The organism is Mycobacterium sp. 852002-40037_SCH5390672 (assembly GCF_001665875.1).
Classification (GTDB): Bacteria; Actinomycetota; Actinomycetes; order Mycobacteriales; family Mycobacteriaceae; genus Mycobacterium.
The window spans coordinates 1-14,886 of record NZ_LZTA01000108.1 but is presented as its reverse complement, the minus strand read 5'-3'; the positions used below and the strand labels follow the sequence as shown (position 1 = coordinate 14,886).

Sequence of the window (14,886 nt, the reverse complement as noted above, 5' to 3'; positions counted from 1 at the left end):
GGTTGCCGAAAGCTTGGCAGTCGCGAGACGCAGAACCCCGCCACCGCGATGACGATGACAATCAACAGCTGCTCCGGCCCTACACACCTGGGCCGTAGGTTCGTGCGCTGATACAGCCCCCGGGGGGACGACGCGCCGGAAAAGAATCGGTTCCGGGCGCCATCACCGCGTTACTGGTCGACCCTACCCTTGGTAGGTCCTGGCCACCCAGGTGGACCAGTTGGCTCGGCCCAGTCCCAGACCGACATGTCGCCGGGCGGGTACTGGTTGCAGATGTCGGTGGCCTTGGCCACCACGCCCTTGTTGTTGAAGAAGATCTTCATGTGGTTGGGCCAGGCCACCCACAGCGGGTCGGAGACCGGCGCGTAGAAGTTCTCGGAGTAGTTCCGGCGGTCCTGCGGTGACAACCCGAAGAACCAGTGCGCCTTGTCGATGGTGGCCTGCTGGACGTTGGGGTGGTTGTCGAAGTCGATCATGTAGCGCTGGTAGTACACCGGGCTGGTGTCCCGGGAGGCCGCCAGGATCTGCTCGGCGTCACACGTGGTGTTGATCATCCGGCGGGGGATCGGAAAGTCCTCCGTGGAGTCGGCTACCGCGGTCGACGGAAAAATCGCAGCGGTAATACCCAGAGCAAGGAACGCGGCGCCTGCACGCAGGCCAGTACTCAGCCGAGACATAGCAAATACGGTAACACCTTTTGGCCCACCGGGGACAGTTCCCAGGCCACTGCCAGGATTTCGCTAGTGCATCTCAGTATCAGTCGCGATCAGGGACGATGACGTGCGTGGGATCGGGCCGCAGCTCCGGCGGGGCCTGGCTATAGTCCCCGAACGGGCCGTCGCGGCGCTCGATCGCGGCCCGCACGCCCTGGGCCTCGGCGATCTTGATGAAGGCCAGCGCGTCGGGAGTATTGCGCATCAGGCCGTCGAGAATGCCGCCCAGCGTCTGGGTGGACGCCAGTCCCATGTTTTCGTAGGCCTGGTTGACGATCAGTTTCTGCGCCTGCAGCTGCGACAACGGGATCTGCGCCAGCTCGGCCGCGATCTCGGCGACCCGCGCCTCCAGACGCTCGAACGGCACCGCCTCGTTGATCAACTCGATCTCGGCGGCCTGCACCCCGGTCAGCGGCCGGCCGGTCAGCGAGTGCCACTTCGCCTTGGCCAGGCTCAGCCGGTAGAGCCACATCCCGGTCAGATACGCCCCCCACATCCTGCTGTAAGGCGTACCGATCACGGCGTCTTCGCTGGCGATGACGAGGTCTGCGCACAGCGCGTAGTCGCTGGCACCGCCCACACACCAGCCGTGCACCTGGGCGATCACCGGCTTGGACGCCCGCCAGATGGCCATGAACTTGTGCGTCGGCCCGGTCGCGCGTGCGCTGACCATCGCGAAGTCCTTGCCTGGGTCCCACCGTCCGTCGGTCATCATCGACTCGCCCCAATGGGCGAACCCGCCGCCGAAGTCGTAGCCGGCGGAGAAGGCCCGGCCCGCCCCGCGCAGCACGATGACCTTGATCGCCGGGTCGCGCTCCGCCAGGCCGATGGCGGCCTCGATCTCGTCGGGCATCGGCGGCACGATGGTGTTCAGCTGCTCCGGGCGGTTCAGCGTGATGGTGGCAACCGGGCCGGCCGTCCGGTACAGCAGCGTCTGGAAGTCACTGGTCGGCATAGCTTCCTTACGGGTCGGGCTGACGGTTTTCCGGCGAGGATGCGTAGATTCGCCCACCGATCTTCAGGTACGGCGTGGTGAGGTAGGCCGAGAAGGTGACGATGGCGGAAAAGACCGCGGCCGCCAGGACGCCGTTCGGCCAGAGCTGGCCGGTCCCGAACGCAAAGCAGACGATGCCGATGATCGCGGTCGCCCAGTAGAACCGCCGCCCGGCGCGACGGTGCTTGATGAAGCGGTAGCGCGCCTGTGCCGCGGAAACCAGGATGAAGATCAATCCGGTCGCCAGCAGGGTGAGTTCGATGCGTTGGATGGCTGACACGCCGACGATCCTATGGCCGCGCGAGCATCTGCCATAGGAACGAGTAGGTCAGCGCCGACTTGAAGGCGACCTGCTCGTTGTCGGCCGCGCCGGCGTGGCCGCCCTCGATGTTCTCGTAGTAGAAGACCTGATGACCTGCGGCCTCCAACGCCGCGGTCATCTTGCGGGCGTGGCCCGGGTGCACCCGATCATCGCGGGTGGAGGTGGTCATCAGCACCGGCGGGTAGTGGCGCGTCGCCGAAATGTTCTGATATGGCGAGTATTCGGAGATGAATTCCCAGTCGTCGGGATTGTCGGGGTCGCCGTATTCGGCGACCCACGAGGCGCCGGCCAGCAGCAGGTGGTAGCGCTTCATATCCAGCAGGGGCACGCTGCACACCAGCGCGCCGAACCTCTCCGGATACTTGGTCAGCATGATGCCCATCAGCAGGCCTCCGTTACTGCCGCCCTGGGCCCCGAGTTGTTCGACCGTGGTGATGCCGCGATCCACCAAATCGGTTGCCACAGCGGCGAAGTCCTCGGCCACCTTGTGCCGGCCCGCACGCATCGCCTGGGTGTGCCAGCCGGGTCCGTATTCGCCCCCGCCGCGTATGTTGGCCAGGACGTACGTGCCGCCGCGGGCCAGCCACAGCCGGCCCAGCACGCCGCTGTAGCCCGGTGTGTTCGACGACTCGAAGCCGCCGTAGCCGTAGAGCAGGGTGGGCCCCGGCCCGTCGGAAGCCTGCGGGCCGCCGGGCCGCACCACGAAATAGGGGATCGATGTGCCGTCCTGCGAGGTGGCGAAATTCTGTGTCACCGAGATGTTTTCGTCGTCGAAGAAGCCCGGGGCGGACTTGACCTGCTCGAGTTGACCGTCGCCGGTTCCCCGCAGCAGCCGTGATGGCGAGTCGAATCCGCTGGAATCCAGGAAGAATTCGTCGCCGGTGTCGTCGGCGGAAACGACGACGGTGTTGGTCGCGGCCGGAATGCCGGCCACCGGCTCGCGCTGCCAGCTGCCGGGTGCGACGATTTCCACGCGGCTGGCCACGTCGGCCAGTGAGACGATCAGCAGCCGGTCCTTGGTCCACGCGTAGTGGTTGAGGGCGGTGTGCTCGTCGGGTTCGAAGACGACCTGCAATTGCGCTGTGCCGGCGAGGAATTGCTCATAGTTCGCGGCCAGCAGCGACCCCGCGGTATAGGTGGCGTTGCCCAATGACCAGTCGCTGCGCAACTCGATAAGCAGCCACTCGCGGTGCAGGCTCACGCTGGCGTCAGTGGGCGCGTCGATGCGGATGAGTTCCGAGCCCCGCAGCTCGTAGACCTCTTCGTTCCAGAAGTCCAGGGCCCGGCCGATCAGGGTGCGCTCGAAGCCGGGGATCCGGCTGGTGCTTGCCACCACGTTGACGTCGGAACGGGCCCCCTCGAAGACCGTCTCGGCGTCGGCGAGCGGGGTGCCCCGGCGCCACCGTTTGACCACCCGCGGATAGCCGGAATCGGTGAGCGAATCGGCACCGAAATCCGTACCGACCAGCACGGTGTCTGGATCGGCCCAGCTGATCTGCGACTTGGCTTCCGGCAACCCGAACCCGTCGTCGACGAATTCCCTTGTCAGCATGTCGAATTCACGCACGACGGAGGCGTCCGAGCCGCCACGGGACAAGCTGACCAGCGCGCGGGTGTATTCGGGGTAGATGACACCCGCGCCGGCCCACACCCATTTCTCGCCGTCGGTCCGACCCAGCTCGTCGACGTCGATCAGCACATCCCAGTCGGGGGAGTCGGTGCGGTAGCTGTCCAGCGTGGTGCGCCGCCACAGCCCGCGGGGGTTGGCCGCATCACGCCAGAAGTTGTAGAGGTACTCGCCCCGGCGGACCACGTAGGGGATGCGGGCGTCGGTATCGAGCACCTCGAGCGCCTCGGCGCGCATCCGCTCAAAACTCTCGTCGCGAAAGCGTGCCAGCGTCGGCTCGTTACGCGCCCGCACCCAATCCAGCGCCTCGTCACCGGTGACGTCCTCGAGCCACAGGTACGGATCCGGGTTGTCGTGCGGGTCAGCGCTTGCTTGCGACGTCATGGAAGCCATTGTGGCTCTGGCGGTAGTGTGAGGTGAATTACATAGCCGAACGAGGAGTGAGAGCAGATGACTGTTTTCGCACGTCCAGGTTCTGCCGGGGCATTGATGTCGTATGAGTCCCGCTATGAGAACTTCATCGGCGGGCAGTGGGTTGCGCCGGCGAAGGGGCGCTACTTCGAGAACCCGACCCCGGTCACCGGTCAGACGTTCTGCGAGGTGGCCCGCTCCGACGAGGCCGATGTCGAAAAGGCGCTCGACGCGGCGCATGCCGCCGCTCCGGGTTGGGGAAAGACGGCACCGGCCGAGCGGGCGGCGATCCTGAACAAGATCGCGGACCGCATCGAGGAGCACACCGCCGCGCTGGCGGTGGCCGAGGTGTGGGACAACGGCAAGCCGATCCGCGAGGCGCTGGCCGCCGACATTCCGTTGGCCGCCGACCACTTCCGGTACTTCGCGGGGGCGCTGCGCGCACAGGAGGGCTCGCTGTCCCAGATCGACGAGGACACCGTGGCCTACCACTTCCATGAACCGCTCGGCGTGGTCGGGCAGATCATCCCGTGGAACTTTCCCATCCTGATGGGCGCCTGGAAACTGGCGCCCGCACTGGCGGCCGGCAACGCGGTGGTGCTCAAACCCGCAGAGCAGACACCGGTTTCGGTGCTCTACCTGATGTCGCTGATCGGCGACCTGCTGCCGCCGGGAGTGATCAACGTCGTCAACGGATTCGGCGCCGAGGCCGGTAAGCCGCTGGCATCGAGCAACCGGATCGCCAAGATCGCGTTCACCGGCGAGACCACCACCGGGCGACTGATCATGCAGTACGCCTCGCAGAACCTGATCCCGGTGACGCTGGAGCTCGGGGGCAAGAGCCCCAACATCTTCTTCTCCGACGTGATGGCCAAGGCCGACGACTACCAGGACAAGGCGCTGGAGGGCTTCACCATGTTCGCCCTCAACCAGGGCGAGGTGTGCACCTGCCCGTCGCGCAGTTTGGTCCAGGCCGACATCTACGACGAGTTCCTCGAGCTGGCCGCGATCCGCACCAAGGCGGTCCGCCAGGGTGATCCGCTGGACAGCGAGACCATGCTGGGCTCGCAGGCGTCCAACGACCAGCTGGAAAAAGTGTTGTCCTACATCGAGATCGGCAAGGACGAGGGCGCCAAGGTGATCACCGGCGGCGAACGGGCCGAGCTCGGCGGCGACCTGTCCGGCGGCTTCTACATGCAGCCCACCATCTTCGGCGGCAACAACAAGATGCGGGTCTTCCAGGAGGAGATCTTCGGTCCGGTGGTGACGGTGACGTCGTTCGCCGATTACGACGACGCCATCTCGATCGCCAACGACACCCTCTACGGCCTGGGTGCCGGGGTGTGGAGCCGCGACGGCAACACCGCGTATCGGGCCGGGCGCGACATCCAGGCCGGCCGGGTGTGGGTGAATTGCTACCACGTCTATCCCGCGCACGCGGCGTTCGGCGGCTACAAGCAGTCCGGCATCGGCCGGGAGAACCACAAGATGATGCTCGATCACTATCAGCAGACCAAGAACCTGATGGTGTCCTACTCCGAGAAGGCGCAAGGGTTCTTCTGATGGTCCCGCGCGCCGGCGACGATGCAGAGCGCAGCGATGAGGAGGAGGGGCGCCATGATGCCGCCGGCGACGATGCAGAGCGCAGCGATGAGGAGGAGGGGCGCCGTGATGCCGCCGGGGTGGTCATCACCGCCCCGGCCGCCGAGGTGCTGACGCGGCTGCAGGCAGCCCACGGTCCGGTGATGTTCCACCAGTCCGGCGGCTGCTGCGACGGGTCGTCGCCGATGTGTTATCCGCTCGGCGACTTCGTCGTCGGTGACCGCGACGTCTTGCTAGGCGTCCTCGATGTCGGGAAAGACGGTGTCCCGGTGTGGATTTCGGGTCCGCAGTACACCGCCCACTATCTCGACAAGCACACCCAACTGGTCATCGACGTGGTGCCGGGCCGCGGCGGCGGCTTCAGCCTGGAAGCGCCCGACGGGGTCCGGTTCCTGTCCCGAGGCCGCGTCTTCACCGACGAAGAACAGGCCTCGCGGGCGGCCGCGGCGGTGATCACCGGTGCCGACTACGATCGCGGCGAACGCCCCGCGGCGCGGGGTCCGGTGGTGGCTGACCCGGCGTCGGCAACATGCCCTCCGCGCCGGTAGCCGCAGTACAGTCGAGAAAGTGATCCCCCTTCCGCGCCCCTGGCTGTTGGCCAGCGCCATGCTGATCGGCAGTGCGGTCGGACTTTTGGCGGGAGTTGCGTGCCGCGTGGCGATCCACGCGAGCGTCCGTCCCGGCCTCGCCATCGCGTCGGTGGTCGGCATTCTCAGCGTTGCCGGGCTGACGATGATCCTGTTTTCCGGACGCCGGTGGGTCACGATGCTGGGGGCGTTCCTGCTGTCGGTGGCGCCCGGCTGGTTCGGCGTGCTCGTGGCGTTGCGGGTGGCCGCCGGTGGCTGACGACAAGGACCTCTCGAGCCCCGGCACCGAGGCGTTCGTGCCGGACTTCTCGGATGCTGACGACGACTCCGAGAACACCGGCACCCGGTCATGGGTGCCCGATTTCGATGACGACACCGGCGAGCACCCGGCGGCCGAGCACGAGCCCGGGCCCTCGGCCGAGACCGCGTCGGCGGGGGCGGCGACACTCGCACCGGATACCGACGAGCAGGAGTCGGCCGAGCCCGTCGGCCCGGTGCAATCGGTCACCGTGCCCGGCCGGTACCTCTACCTCAAGTGGTGGAAGCTTGTCCTGGTGTTGTTCGGCGGGTGGGCCGCGGCGGCCGTGATCGGGCTGGGACTGTTCTATTGGTGGTACCACTCGGTTGACAAGACTCCGGCGCTGTTCGTGGTCCTGGTCTACGTGGTGGTGTGCATCGTCGGCGGGGTGATGCTCGCGATGACCGAGGGCAGGCCGCTGGTTTCGGCGGTGTCGGTCGCGATGATGTCCGGGCCGTTCGCGGCGCTGGTCGCCTCGGCACCCCTGTACGGCTATTACCACTGCGAACGAGTGGGGCATTGTGTCGTCGGTGTCATTCCCTATTGACGCCTCGCCCGGGCGGCCACCAGGGGTCATGGCCCACTAGGGTGGGCTCGTGACTTCTCACTATGACGTCGTCGTCCTCGGGGCCGGTCCCGGCGGATATGTCGCAGCCATTCGCGCCGCGCAGCTGGGCCTGGCCACCGCGGTCGTCGAACCGAAGTACTGGGGCGGAGTCTGCCTCAACGTCGGCTGTATCCCGTCCAAGGCACTGCTGCGCAACGCCGAACTCGCCCACATCTTCACCAAAGAGGCCAAGACGTTCGGCATCGGCGGCGAGGCGACGTTCGATTACGGGATCGCGTTTGACCGCAGCCGCAAAGTCGCCGAGGGCCGCGTCGCCGGCGTGCACTTTCTGATGAAGAAGAACAAGATCACCGAAATCCATGGCTATGGCCGGTTTACCGACGCCAACACGATGTCGGTTGAGCTCAACGAGGGTGGCACCGAGACCGTCACGTTCGACAACGCCATCATCGCGACCGGCAGCAGCACCCGCCTGGTTCCGGGCACGTCGCTGTCGGCCAACGTGGTCACCTACGAAGAGCAGATACTGTCCAGGGAGTTGCCGGAGTCGATCATCATCGCCGGCGCCGGTGCCATCGGTATGGAGTTCGGCTACGTGCTGAAGAACTACGGCGTCGACGTGACCATCGTCGAGTTCTTGCCGCGCGCGCTGCCCAACGAGGATGCCGAGGTTTCCAAGGAGATCGAGAGACAGTTCAAGAAGCTGGGCGTCAAGGTCCTCACCGGAACGAAGGTCGAGTCCATCTCCGACAACGGCTCCGAGGTGACCGTCGTAGTCAGCAAGGACGGTAACTCACAAGAACTCAAGGCCGCGAAGGTGTTGCAGGCCATCGGTTTTGCGCCCAACGTCGAGGGCTTCGGCCTGGAGGCGGCCGGGGTCGCGCTGACCGAGCGCAAGGCCATCGGCATCACCGACTACATGCGCACCAACATCGAGCACATCTACGCCATCGGCGACGTCACCGGGAAGTTGCAGCTGGCCCACGTCGCCGAGGCCCAGGGCGTGGTGGCGGCCGAAACGATCGCCGGGGCAGAGACTTTGGCGCTCGGCGACTACCGGATGATGCCGCGCGCGACCTTCTGCCAGCCCAATGTCGCCAGCTTCGGGCTCACCGAGGAGCAGGCCCGTGACGAAGGCCACGACGTTGTGGTGGCGAAGTTCCCGTTCACCGCTAACGGCAAGGCTCACGGCGTGGGCGACCCCAGCGGGTTCGTCAAGCTGATCGCCGACGCCAAATACGGTGAGCTGCTGGGCGGACACCTCGTCGGCCACGACGCCTCCGAACTGCTTCCGGAGCTGACGCTGGCCCAGAAGTGGGACCTGACCGCCACCGAGCTGGCCCGCAACGTGCACACCCACCCGACCATGTCCGAGGCGCTGCAGGAATGCTTCCACGGCCTGACCGGGCACATGATCAATTTCTGAGCCGCCGATGATCCGCACCGTCACCCCCCAGGCCCTCGCGGGCGCCGTCGGTGGCCTGGCGACGGGTTATGTCCTGTGGCTGCTGGCCATTTCGAATGGCGACAATGCGACGGCCGGCCAGTGGGGCCCGCTGGTGCTGCTGGCATCGGTGGTGCTGGGGATCTGCGCCGCCGTGTGGGGCTTCAGGCAGCGCCGGCGCGGCAAGCAGCCTTGGGCGGCGTTCGCCTTCGCGCTGCCGGTACTTCCCGTGATACTGACGCTGGCCATCCTCGCCGACGTCTACCTGTAACTAGTGCGGATGGTCCAGCGGAATCTCGAGCGCTGACATCGTCGCGGCCAGCCCGTCGTATTGACTTGCGAGCAAACAGAACTCGATCAGCTGGCGCCGATCCAGGTGAGTCGCCAGCTGCTGCCAGGTGTCGGCCGTGACCGTCCGGTCCTTGACGAACTCATCCGTCGCCGCCAGCAGCGCCTGTTGACGCACGGTCAGGCGTGCATCGACCGGGTCCAGCTTCTCGGGCCACGCGAAGATCGCGGCCTGCAGATCCTTATCCAGCCCGGCCGCCCGCGCCATCCGGCGATGGTGCTGCAACTCGTATTCGCACGCGCGCAGATGCGCGACCCGCAGGATCACCAATTCGGTGTCGATGGTCGGAAGCTTGCCGCGCAGCAGCCTGCCCCCGTAGGCCAGCCACGTCCAGAACAGCAATTGGCGCTGACCCAGGGTGGTGAACAGGTGCATCTCCGGGGCGCGCACGGTGCGCGCACCCAGCTTGGCGATCACCCAATTGATCGGTCCCAGTTCGCGGAACCGCCCCGGCGCAATGCGACCGTCCGGCGGGCGGCTCATGGCTGGGTCACCAGGTAGGGCGACACCGTGCTGCGGTGCTCGTCGAGATCGAGTGCACGGCCGAGCGCCGGGAAGGCGCGCTGCGGGCAATTGTCGCGTTCGCAGACCCGGCAGCCCGCGCCGATCGGTGTGGCCACTGTTCCTGGTTCCCCCGAGACGTCGAGTCCTTCCGAGTAGACCAGCCGGTGAGCATGGCGAAGCTCGCAGCCCAAGCCGATCGCGAAGGTCTTACCCGGCTGACCATACCGGGCCGCGCGACGTTCCACGGTGCGAGCCACCCACATGTAGTTGCGGCCATCGGGCATCTGGGCGATCTGCACCAGGATCTTCCCCGGATTGGCGAACGTCTCGTAGACATTCCACAACGGACAGGTGCCTCCGCTGGAGGAGAAATGAAAACCGGTGGCGGACTGACGTTTTGACATATTCCCGGCCCGGTCGACCCGGACGAACGAGAACGGGACGCCGCGCATCGACGGCCGCTGCAACGTCGAAAGCCGGTGCGCGACCGTCTCATAACTGATCGAGTAGAACGACGACAGCCGCTCGACGTCGTAGCGGAAATTCTCCGCGACGTCGTGGAATTGGCGGTAGGGGAGCACGGTGGCCGCGGCGAAATAGTTGGCCAACCCGAGCCGGGCCAGCGTGTGTGACTCGTTGCTGGTGAATTTGCCCTCCTCGACCAAAGAGTCGATCAGATCGCCGAACTCGAGGTAGGCCAGCTCGGCGGCCATCTTGAAAACCTGCTGCCCCAACGACAGGTGATTGCTGAATTCCAGCGTCTTGGTCTGAGGGTCGAATCGATGCAGCACGGTGTCGCCGAGATCGATCCGCCGGTTGATGTGCACCCCGTGCACCTCGGTGAGCCGGCGGGTCAGCTCGCGCGCCAAATCGCCGTGGTGCAACCGCATTTTGATGGTCAGGTCCTCGGCGGCGGTGTCCAGCTCGTGCAGGTAGTTCTGCCGTTGATAGAAGTAGTCGCGCACCTCCTCGTGCGGCATGGTGATCGACCCGGTGCCGCTGCCGTCGGTGAACCGCTCCTCGGTGGCGGCCGCAAGCTGCGCCGTGGTGATCCGGTAGCGCCGGTGCAGGTTGACCACCGCGCGGGCCAACTCGGGATGGGCACTGACCATCTCGGCGACCTCGGTCGGGTCGACGTCGATGTCCAGGTCCCGGTCCATGGTGACTTCGCGCAACTCGGCGACCAGCCGGGTGTCGTCCTGGGAGGAGAAGAACGTCGCATCCACCCCGAACATCTCGGTGATGCGCAGCAGCACGGCCACCGTCAGCGGGCGAACGTCGTGCTCAATCTGGTTGAGGTAGCTGGGCGAGATCTCCAGCATCTGGGCCAGCGCGGCCTGGGAAAACCCGCGTTCATTGCGCAGCTGGCGAACGCGTGAGCCGACGAACGTTTTGGACACTTCACCGAGGTTACCGGCCATGTGAAGATCTGGTTCGCAGACTTGGCAGCGGGTACCCGCCTCGGGATTGGTATTCGACGCACCGCGTTGGCATGATTCGACCGGGGCCTTAGGCCTTAGCCTGGGGTAGCCACGAGGAAACGGAGAGCGACGCCGTGAGCCTGGATAAACAGCTGATGCCGGTGCCCGACGGTCACCCTGACGTTTTCGATCGCCAGTGGCCGTTACGGGTCGGCGATATCGACCGCACGGGCCGGCTACGGCTGGACGCGGCCGCCCGCCACATCCAGGACATCGGCCAGGATCAGCTGCGCGAGATGGGCTTCGAGGAGACCCATCCGCTGTGGATCGTCCGGCGCACCATGGTCGACATGGTCCGCCCGATCGAGTTCAACGACATGCTGCGCCTGCGCCGATGGTGCTCGGGCACCTCGAACCGGTGGTGTGAGATGCGGGTTCGCATCGATGGCCGCAAGGGCGGGCTCATCGAGTCCGAGGCTTTCTGGATCAACATCAACCGCGAAACCCAGATGCCCTCACGCATCGCCGACGACTTCCTGGCGGGCCTGCACAAGACGACCTCGGTCGACCGGTTGCGGTGGAAGTCGTATCTGAAGCCGGCCAGCCGCGACGATGCGGTCGAAATCCACGAATTCCCCATCCGGGTCACCGATATCGACCTGTTCGACCACATGAACAACTCCGTGTACTGGAGCGTGATCGAGGACTACCTGGCGTCGCACACCGAGCTGATGCAGGCGCCGCTGCGCATCACCATCGAGCACGAGGCGCCGGTGGCGCTGGGCGACAAGCTGGAGATCATCTCGCACATTCATCCCGCCGGATCCACCGAACAATTCGGTCCCGAGCTGGCCGATCGCACTGTTACAACGCTCACATACGCCGTCGGTGAGGAAGCCAAAGCCGTCGCCGCGATCTTTGCTCGGTAACAGGACAAGCGTCCCGGTTAATTTGTGCTGTGAGCTGCGGTGATAGCGTTACTGACGGGTAGCTTCTGAAACGGTTAAGTTCATTAGCGACTTAACAAGCTTCGCAAATTCCCGCCTTCCTGTTGCTTAAATTGGCAATTGAAACGGGTGGACCGCCCCCTACGAGCTGTGCCATCTTCGAGTTAGCACACCAGTGAAGTTGAGCCGCTAGCTACCGCCGGTGAGGCGTCCAGCACCTCAGTAGTGAAGATCGTGAAGGAGCATGCCCAATGTCTGTCGTTGGCACCCCCAAGAGCGCCGAACAGATCCAGAAGGACTGGGACACCAACCCGCGTTGGAAGGGTGTCACCCGGACCTACACCGCCCAGGACGTCGTCGCCCTGCAAGGCACCGTCGTCGAGGAGGCCACCCTGGCACGCCGCGGCGCCGAGGTGCTGTGGGAGCAGCTGCACGACCTGGAGTACATCAACGCGCTGGGTGCCCTGACCGGAAACATGGCCGTGCAGCAGGTGCGCGCCGGCCTGAAGGCCATCTACCTGTCGGGTTGGCAGGTCGCCGGTGACGCCAACCTGTCCGGCCACACCTACCCCGACCAGAGCCTCTACCCGGCCAACTCGGTGCCGCAGGTGGTGCGCCGCATCAACAACGCGCTGCTGCGCGCCGACGAGATCGCCGCGGTCGAGGGTGACACCTCGGTGGAGAACTGGCTGGCGCCGATCGTCGCCGACGGTGAGGCCGGTTTCGGCGGTGCCCTCAACGTCTACGAGCTGCAGAAGGCCATGATCGCCGCCGGTGTCGCGGGATCGCACTGGGAGGACCAGCTGGCCTCGGAGAAGAAGTGTGGTCACTTGGGCGGCAAGGTGCTGATCCCGACTCAGCAGCACATCCGGACCCTGACCTCGGCCCGGCTGGCTGCCGACGTGTGCGACGTGCCGACGGTCGTCATCGCCCGGACCGACGCCGAGGCGGCCACGCTGATCACCTCCGACGTGGACGAGCGCGACCAGCCGTTCATCACCGGTGAGCGCACCAAGGAAGGCTTCTACCGGGTCCGCAACGGTCTCGAGCCGTGCATCGCGCGGGCCAAGGCCTACGCGCCGTTCTCCGACCTGATCTGGATGGAGACCGGCACTCCGGACCTCGAGCTCGCCGCCAAGTTCGCCGAGGGCGTCAAGTCCGAGTTCCCCGACCAGATGCTGGCCTACAACTGCTCGCCGTCGTTCAACTGGCGCAAGCACCTTGACGACTCCACCATCGCGAAGTTCCAAAAGGAGCTTGGGGCAATGGGATTCAAGTTCCAGTTCATCACGCTGGCCGGCTTCCACGCCCTGAACTACTCGATGTTCGATCTCGCCTACGGCTACGCCCGCAACCAGATGAGCGCGTACGTCGAGCTGCAGGAGCGCGAGTTCGCCGCCGAGGAGCGTGGCTACACCGCCACCAAGCACCAGCGTGAGGTGGGTGCGGGTTACTTCGACCGCATCGCCACCACAGTGGACCCGACCTCATCGACCACCGCGCTGACCGGCTCCACCGAGGAGGGGCAGTTTCACTGAGCCCGAGCGGGCCTGGCCCGCGAGGATGAAGTGAACCGAAGGCTTGAGTCACTGAGCCCGAGCGGGCCTGGCCCGCGAGGATGAAGTGAAACCGAAGGCTTGAGTCACTGAGCCCGAGCGGGCCTGGCCCGCGGCGCAACGCGCGCCCTGAGAATGAGATGAAGTAGCGTAGGCCCCGCCCAGCTAAACCTGGGCGGGGCCTATTGCGGTGCAAGACGATACGGGTCACCGGAGAGAACCGGAGAGGAATCAGTGAGTGACGCAACGATTCAGCGCGTAGGGGTTGTCGGGGCAGGCCAGATGGGGTCCGGCATCGCCGAAGTCTCGGTCCGCGCCGGTGTCGATGTGACCGTGTTCGAGACCACCGAGGCCCTCATCACGGCCGGACGCAACCGCATCGTGAAGTCGCTGGAGCGCGGCGTCAGCGCCGGCAAGGTCACCGAGCGGGAACGCGACCGGGCGCTGAGCAAGCTCACCTTCACGACAGATTTGAAGGACCTCGCCGACCGCCAACTGGTCATCGAGGCGATCATCGAAGACGACGCCATCAAGGCTGCGGTCTTCGCCGAACTCGACCGGGTCATCACCGATCCCGATGCGGTTCTGGCGTCCAACACGTCCAGCATTCCGATCATGAAGATCGCAGCGGCTACCAAGAACCCGCAACGGGTGCTGGGGCTGCACTTCTTCAACCCCGTCCCGGTGCTGCCGTTGGTCGAGTTGGTCAGCACGTTGGTCACCGACGACGCCGCCGCCGCGCGCACCGAGGAATTCGCCAGCGCGGTCCTGGGCAAGCAGGTCGTGCGCTGCTCGGACCGGTCCGGCTTCGTGGTGAACGCGCTGCTGGTGCCGTATCTGCTGTCCGCGATTCGCATGGTGGAAGCCGGTTTTGCCACCGTCGAAGACGTCGACAAGGCCGTGGTGGCCGGGTTGTCGCACCCGATGGGCCCGCTGCGGCTGGCCGACCTGGTCGGTCTGGACACCTTGAAGCTGATCGCGGACAAGATGTTCGAGGAGTTCAAGGAGCCTCAGTACGGCCCCCCGCCGCTGTTGCTGCGCATGGTGGAGGCAGGTCGGCTGGGCAAGAAGACGGGCCAAGGCTTCTATACCTACTGAGCAACATTCCGTGACTCACCGGTGTCCGGATGGCTGGCCACTATCCCGTCGGTTAGTATTTCGCGGTGAATAGGACGAAAGGTATGTATCGAGGATGACGAAACTGGAGCCCTATTACGAGGAGTCGCAGTCCATCTACGACGTCTCGGACGAATTCTTCGCATTATTTCTCGACCCCACGATGGGCTACACGTGCGCCTACTTCGAGCGCGATGACATGACCCTCGAAGAGGCGCAGATCGCGAAAATCGATCTGGCGCTGGGAAAGCTGAAGCTCGAGCCCGGGATGACGCTGCTGGACATCGGTTGCGGCTGGGGAGCCACCCTTCGGCGAGCCATCGAGAAATACGACGTGAACGTCGTCGGCCTCACGCTGTCGGAAAACCAGGCCGAGCACGTGCAGAAGACCTTCGACCAGATGGACACCCCCCGCACCAGGCGGGTG

Annotated in this window: 16 protein-coding genes and 1 pseudogene; 11 read left to right on the top strand and 6 right to left on the bottom strand. The window is 65.5% G+C overall.

Annotation, left to right across the window (positions count from 1 at the left end):
• Positions 1-170 precede the first annotated feature (170 nt).
• The 4 genes from A5782_RS20530 to A5782_RS20515 form a co-directional block, all read right to left on the bottom strand.
• Positions 171-677 (bottom strand): DUF5078 domain-containing protein, encoded by a 507-nt coding sequence (locus A5782_RS20530; RefSeq protein WP_064884039.1) that lies wholly within the window; start codon positions 675-677, stop codon positions 171-173.
• Between the two features lie 79 nt (positions 678-756).
• Positions 757-1,668: a crotonase/enoyl-CoA hydratase family protein gene (locus A5782_RS20525; RefSeq protein WP_067103930.1), complete on the bottom strand. Its 912-nt coding sequence runs from the start codon at positions 1,666-1,668 to the stop codon at positions 757-759.
• Between the two features lie 7 nt (positions 1,669-1,675).
• Positions 1,676-1,987 (bottom strand): hypothetical protein, encoded by a 312-nt coding sequence (locus A5782_RS20520; protein WP_067103929.1) that lies wholly within the window; start codon positions 1,985-1,987, stop codon positions 1,676-1,678.
• 10 nt (positions 1,988-1,997) lie between these two features.
• Positions 1,998-4,040: a prolyl oligopeptidase family protein gene (locus A5782_RS20515; RefSeq protein ID WP_067103928.1), complete on the bottom strand. Its 2,043-nt coding sequence runs from the start codon at positions 4,038-4,040 to the stop codon at positions 1,998-2,000.
• A 66-nt stretch (positions 4,041-4,106) separates the two neighbouring features.
• On the opposite strand from A5782_RS20515, the gene A5782_RS20510 reads away from it, so the two are divergent.
• From A5782_RS20510 to A5782_RS20485, 7 genes and pseudogenes are all read left to right on the top strand, one after another.
• Positions 4,107-5,630 (top strand): aldehyde dehydrogenase family protein, encoded by a 1,524-nt coding sequence (locus A5782_RS20510; RefSeq protein ID WP_067103927.1) that lies wholly within the window; start codon positions 4,107-4,109, stop codon positions 5,628-5,630.
• 21 nt (positions 5,631-5,651) lie between these two features.
• Positions 5,652-5,723 (top strand): annotated as a pseudogene (locus A5782_RS26930) (hypothetical protein); the annotation flags it as partial.
• 26 nt (positions 5,724-5,749) lie between these two features.
• A complete protein-coding gene (locus tag A5782_RS20505) occupies positions 5,750-6,217 on the top strand; it encodes a DUF779 domain-containing protein (RefSeq protein ID WP_067104030.1) in 468 nt (155 codons plus the stop codon).
• A 19-nt stretch (positions 6,218-6,236) separates the two neighbouring features.
• Positions 6,237-6,515 (top strand): putative holin, encoded by a 279-nt coding sequence (locus A5782_RS20500; protein ID WP_197694294.1) that lies wholly within the window; start codon positions 6,237-6,239, stop codon positions 6,513-6,515.
• Positions 6,508-7,101: a hypothetical protein gene (locus A5782_RS20495; protein WP_067103926.1), complete on the top strand. Its 594-nt coding sequence runs from the start codon at positions 6,508-6,510 to the stop codon at positions 7,099-7,101. Before A5782_RS20500 ends, A5782_RS20495 begins: the two co-directional genes overlap by 8 nt.
• Positions 7,102-7,150: 49 nt before the next feature.
• On the top strand, positions 7,151-8,548 hold the full coding sequence (gene lpdA / locus A5782_RS20490) for a dihydrolipoyl dehydrogenase (RefSeq protein WP_067103925.1): 1,398 nt from the start codon (positions 7,151-7,153) through the stop codon (positions 8,546-8,548).
• Between the two features lie 7 nt (positions 8,549-8,555).
• Positions 8,556-8,837 (top strand): hypothetical protein, encoded by a 282-nt coding sequence (locus tag A5782_RS20485; protein ID WP_067103924.1) that lies wholly within the window; start codon positions 8,556-8,558, stop codon positions 8,835-8,837.
• Here A5782_RS20485 and A5782_RS20480 read toward each other — a convergent pair whose 3' ends face one another.
• Positions 8,838-9,398 (bottom strand): carboxymuconolactone decarboxylase family protein, encoded by a 561-nt coding sequence (locus A5782_RS20480; RefSeq protein ID WP_067103923.1) that lies wholly within the window; start codon positions 9,396-9,398, stop codon positions 8,838-8,840.
• Complete coding sequence (gene ramB / locus A5782_RS20475) at positions 9,395-10,819, bottom strand: acetate metabolism transcriptional regulator RamB (protein WP_067104028.1); 1,425 nt, start codon at positions 10,817-10,819, stop codon at positions 9,395-9,397. Before ramB ends, A5782_RS20480 begins: the two co-directional genes overlap by 4 nt.
• A 155-nt stretch (positions 10,820-10,974) precedes the next feature.
• Here ramB and A5782_RS20470 point away from each other — a divergent pair, with 155 nt between their 5' ends.
• The 4 genes from A5782_RS20470 to A5782_RS20455 all read left to right on the top strand — a co-directional run.
• Positions 10,975-11,769 (top strand): acyl-[acyl-carrier-protein] thioesterase, encoded by a 795-nt coding sequence (locus A5782_RS20470; RefSeq protein WP_067103922.1) that lies wholly within the window; start codon positions 10,975-10,977, stop codon positions 11,767-11,769.
• A gap of 269 nt (positions 11,770-12,038) precedes the next feature.
• Positions 12,039-13,325, top strand: coding sequence for an isocitrate lyase (aceA, locus tag A5782_RS20465; RefSeq protein WP_067103921.1), 1,287 nt, complete (start codon positions 12,039-12,041; stop codon positions 13,323-13,325).
• A gap of 252 nt (positions 13,326-13,577) precedes the next feature.
• The gene (locus A5782_RS20460; protein ID WP_067103920.1) at positions 13,578-14,441 is read left to right on the top strand and encodes a 3-hydroxybutyryl-CoA dehydrogenase; all 864 of its coding nucleotides are present in this window, start codon (positions 13,578-13,580) and stop codon (positions 14,439-14,441) included.
• 94 nt (positions 14,442-14,535) lie between these two features.
• A partial coding sequence (locus A5782_RS20455; RefSeq protein WP_197694293.1) for a class I SAM-dependent methyltransferase occupies positions 14,536-14,886 on the top strand: 351 nt, incomplete at its 3' end.